At 43.2% G+C, this 412-nt stretch carries 1 tRNA gene; it reads right to left on the bottom strand.

The annotated features are described in order from the left end of the window. Window positions 1–167 precede the first annotated feature (167 nt). A tRNA-Ile gene (locus tag CWB76_RS19465) sits at window positions 168–237 on the bottom strand. Between the last annotated feature and the right edge of the window lie 175 nt (window positions 238–412).

Genomic DNA, 412 nt, shown 5'->3' with positions numbered 1-412 from the left:
ACCAAATCACCCAGATATAAATTAAAAAGCTACTATTAAAATATATAGTACTGGTCTTTAACCAGTGAACTTCGCCGGTACTTGTAAATATCGGTGGTGCTCTCATTTTTCTAACTGAGCTAATCACCCAATTATACATCTTGTAATATTCACCAATCAAAGAATTGTGGGTCGTACTGGACTTGAAGCAGTGACCCTAGCCTTATAAGGGCGATGCTCTCCCAACTGAGCTAACGATCGGAATATTACAAGTTTGCACTCCAGTCACCTTAAGAAATGACGTATTCAGTCGTCTGGGTTAAAAAACTAGAGGCGGTGGCGCGGGGGGGGGGGGGGTGGGGTTGTGGGGTGTTGGGTTTAAGTCTGAGATTTTTGTTGTGATTAGGAAGTGTGTATGGAGGGATTGTAGGGT

Source organism: Pseudoalteromonas sp. S1609 (genome assembly GCF_005887255.1).
Classification (GTDB): Bacteria; Pseudomonadota; Gammaproteobacteria; order Enterobacterales; family Alteromonadaceae; genus Pseudoalteromonas.
Note: the sequence above shows the minus strand (reverse complement) of the source record. Positions and strands in the feature narration are given on the sequence as shown.